The sequence below is a fragment of the Streptomyces sp. NPDC007162 genome (genome assembly GCF_040634175.1).
Classification (GTDB): domain Bacteria; phylum Actinomycetota; class Actinomycetes; order Streptomycetales; family Streptomycetaceae; genus Streptomyces.
In genome coordinates, this window is sequence record NZ_JBEYFC010000737.1 from 1 (window position 1) to 3530 (window position 3530).

The 3530-nt window shown below is 67.3% G+C and carries 3 protein-coding genes and 1 pseudogene; 1 reads left to right on the forward strand and 3 read right to left on the reverse strand.

From position 1 onward, the window contains the following. Positions 1 to 65 precede the first annotated feature (65 nt). Positions 66 to 1055 carry an aldehyde reductase gene (locus ABZ646_RS43070; protein ID WP_360532224.1) on the forward strand — a complete coding sequence of 330 codons (990 nt, stop codon included), beginning with the start codon at positions 66 to 68 and terminating at the stop codon, positions 1053 to 1055. Between the two features lie 313 nt (positions 1056 to 1368). Here ABZ646_RS43070 and ABZ646_RS43075 read toward each other — a convergent pair. The 3 genes and pseudogenes from ABZ646_RS43075 to ABZ646_RS43085 form a co-directional block, all read right to left on the reverse strand. Next, positions 1369 to 1733, reverse strand: a pseudogene (locus ABZ646_RS43075) (transposase family protein); the annotation flags it as partial. 272 nt (positions 1734 to 2005) lie between these two features. Continuing rightward, the gene (locus ABZ646_RS43080; protein WP_360532218.1) at positions 2006 to 2578 is read right to left on the reverse strand and encodes an RICIN domain-containing protein; all 573 of its coding nucleotides are present in this window, start codon (positions 2576 to 2578) and stop codon (positions 2006 to 2008) included. A gap of 224 nt (positions 2579 to 2802) precedes the next feature. Then, entirely contained in the window at positions 2803 to 3330 is a 528-nt protein-coding gene (locus tag ABZ646_RS43085) for a MarR family winged helix-turn-helix transcriptional regulator (RefSeq protein ID WP_360532221.1), read from the reverse strand. Between the last annotated feature and the right edge of the window lie 200 nt (positions 3331 to 3530).

The following is a 3530-nucleotide window of genomic DNA, read 5'->3' on the forward strand; positions in this document are numbered from 1 at the left end:
GCTACCACTACGACGGCCACGGCCACGACCTGCTCCCGGGCCACCACGGCGACCGGCTGATCCGTGTGATCGCCCAGGCACTCGGCGAGGGTTACCAGGTCCGCACCACTGTGCGGTCCCTCAACCGTGAGGCGCAGGTCCGCGGGGACCTGGCGGCCATGGGCGTGGACGCGGATGAGGAACTCACCTTCGTGGAGGCGGATCTCACCTCCGATGACGGCTGGGCCGATGCGGTCGCGGGATGCCGCTACGTCCTGCACACCGCCTCGCCCTTCCCGGTCGGCGAGCCCGACCATGAGGACGATCTGATCCTCCCGGCCCGGGAAGGCACGCTGCGCGTGCTGCGCGCGGCCCGCGACACCGGCGTCGAACGCGTTGTGGTCACCTCCTCGTTCGCCGCGGTCGGCTACGGCAGGCCCGCGACCGACCAGCCCTTCACCGAGGACGACTGGACCGACCCGGACAGCGACATCCCCGCCTACATCAGGTCCAAAGTGCTGGCTGAGCGAGCGGCCTGGGAGTTCGTCGAGCGCGAGGGCAACGGCGTTCAGCTCGCCACCGTCGCCCCGGTCGGCATCTTCGGCCCTGTCGTCGGCAGCGATCACTCCTCCTCGATCAGCATGATCACCGGTCTGTTCGACGGTGTCATGCCGGGCGTACCCCGCCTGTACTTCGCCGTCGTCGACGTCCGTGACGCCGCAGCCCTGCACCTGAAGGCCATGACCGACCCCAGGGCCGCGGGCGAACGCTTCATCGCCTCCGCCGGCGACGCCGTCTCTCTGCACCAGATGGCCCTCGCCATCCGCGACCGGCTCGGCGACGTCGCCCGTGCCGTCCCAGCCGCCGAGCTTCCGGACGAGACGGTACGCAGAGCCGCCGAGGTGAACCCGTTGCTGAAGAGCATGCTGCCCAACCTCGGAAAGATCCGCCACGTCAGCAACGACAAGGCCCGCACCGTCCTCGGTTGGCACCCCCGCAGCAGCGACGACGCCGTCGCAAGCACCGCCGAAAGCCTCCTGCGACTCGGCCTCCTGCCCATGACGAATCCCGTGTAGAAGTGCGCGCACACCCACGCTCTCGCCTGTTCGACATGTCAGCGGCGGTCGGTCCCGGAAGCCGTTGCGCAGCGTCCGGCGCGCCGTTCCCTGAGCTGTGGGACCTGTTCCGGCGAGCCGTGCTGGATGCTCCGCCGGGGCCTCCGGATTGGGCCTGGACGAAATGGTGCTGCGCTAGGCCGTGTCGGCCCATGTCGAGCGCGTTCCAGCCCGCGACGCGGGTCAGTTCGGCGGTCCCGGCGTACAGCTCGCGGCCCACGGCCTCGGCGTAGCCGCCGTGCAGGAGGGGGATGGCGTGCTCGCGCAGGTTGCGTTTGCCCGAGTAGAAGGGACGGTCGGCGGCGATCCGGTCGATGGGCAGAAGTGTCCCGTCGAGGATCAGATACGCGTTCATCGACGCGGCCCGTACTGCTTCGGCGGGCGTGGGGGCCAGAGCGGCCAGGAGCTCAATGCCTCCGTGATGTAGCGGTAGGCGGTGGTGGTGCCGATCCCGAAGCCGGCTGCGAGCTGTGCGTAGGGCTGGCCGTTGCGGAGGTGGGCGAGGGTGAGCAGGGCCTGTCGGCCTGCGTTCAGGCGCCGCCACCGTGTGCCGAGAGCACGCCGATGTTCTCTCAGGCGGGTGGCGAGGAGGCGGAGGGCAGAGCTGGACACGTCGACGCCGGACGGGTAGACACGCATGCGAAGCCTCTGGTGGAGACGGTTCTCTTGGTCGAAAACCCATCTACCAGGGGCTTCACCTGTCTGTCAGGCCAACTGCCCCACCAACGCGAGAGGTTGGAATGGCTCACTGCCACAGCAGGGCCTCCTGGCATTCGGCCGGGATCGCATCCCGAACCGCCACGAGGCACTGCCGTTGTGAAGCCGTTCCTGCCGTGGGATCGCCCCGGCAGGAACGGCGTTCGGTTGAGCAAGCCCGCCGAACGGTGAGCGGCAGGCTGCTCGGAAGCGGCCTAACTCACGATCCATACCTGGGCCGCCGCCGGGTGTGCGTCGTCGCAACTCCACTGCATGAGCTGGCTGCCGGCACCGCCGACCGTGTCGAGGCACAGATTGGTGCCCGCGTGCCTGAACTTCGCGCCGATCTTCTGGTCGACGATCACGGCGGTCTCGACCCACTGTTCCGACGCCAGCCCGTCACAGAGGTACTCGTCGACGGCCTCGCCCGGAACGCTGGTGCCGTTGTTGACCTCGGCGCAGTACCCGCTCGCCTGATTCACCAGGTAGTAGGTATCCGCCGAACCGGTCGACACGAACGCCCAGTTCTGCGTGCTGGAGCCGTTGCAGTTGGCCAGCTGAAGTCTGACGTTGAGCACCCCGCCGGGCGCGTCCACGCATTGGCTGTAGGCCATGTTCTTGATCGTGTGATAGGTGCTCGCGGCAGCGGCGGCCGTGACACGGGCGGACACTCCCGCCGTAGAGTCCGGCGTCGGCACGGCGGCACTCGCTCCCGTCGCCAACGTGACCATGCCCGCGCAGCTCAGAAGCGTCGCCGCCAGGACGGTGATCCTGTTCTGGATCTTCATCGTCGCAACTCCTATGACTTGTCGACCGGAAACCCGATCCGTCTCGCTCGTGGACAGCGTGTTCCGGCGCAAGCGCGCAGTCGCCCTCTGTTCCGCCCAGCGGACCAGCCATCGCTTCCTGGCTTGTTCCGCTACGTCCGAACCAACGCGAGAGGTTGGAAAAGGCTCAGTGCAGGGCGGTCAGTGGTCAGGTCCTTGTCGGACGACCTCGGTGGTGGGGTGCGTCAGTTCGCAACGCCTCCGGCGTTTTCGAGTTTGGTCCATATGCGGATGAGGGCGGCGATGTCCTCGTTGTCGAGAGGATCGACGAAGTATTTCTTGACCGATCCTTCGAAAGTTCGCTTGATCGTCTCGGCGAAAAGCCGTCCGCTCTCTGTGAAGCTGATGAGCGATACCCGTCCGTCGCCTTGGTCGGCGCCGCGCTGAAGGTGCCCGGCGTCGATGAGGTCCTGGACCAACCGTGATGCTCTGGTGGGGCTGACGCTGACGAGCTGGCCGGACAGGGCTCGGACCGACTGGGGCTCGGTCTCCAGGAGCCAGCACAGGATTTCGACGGTGCTGAAGGAGATCTTGTGCTGTTTCATCAGCACCGCGTGGATCCGCCCGGTGACCGTGGCATGGGTGAGCAGGAGCGCGAACCAGCCCCTGACCTGGTCCGGGGAGATGACCTGTGGGTTCGATGCGGGAGCTTTCACGTCCGTCAGCATAGCCGCTAACAGCGCACCCGAGACTGGGTGCGTCTGCAATTGCATGCGCACGCACCTACATGTAGAGTCGGTTTGTAGCTCGAAGAGTGCCCCTAGTGAAGTTCGACCCCGTTGAGGAGAGCGCTCCCGGTCACGGGCGTTGTCCCGCCGACCGCGCATGCCCCGGAGGCCCGCTTCATCGCGAGCGGGTCCTGGCATCGGCCTGAGGTAGGTGGGTGAGGGGTAGGCGCCGTCCTGGTACTGCC

What these genes read in the sequence shown, in the direction of transcription:
- ABZ646_RS43080 (WP_360532218.1), bottom strand. Translation starts at nt 2,578, where the DNA reads ATGAAGATCCAGAACAGGATCACCGTCCTGGCGGCGACGCTTCTGAGC.
- ABZ646_RS43085 (WP_360532221.1), bottom strand. Translation starts at nt 3,330, where the DNA reads ATGCAATTGCAGACGCACCCAGTCTCGGGTGCGCTGTTAGCGGCTATG.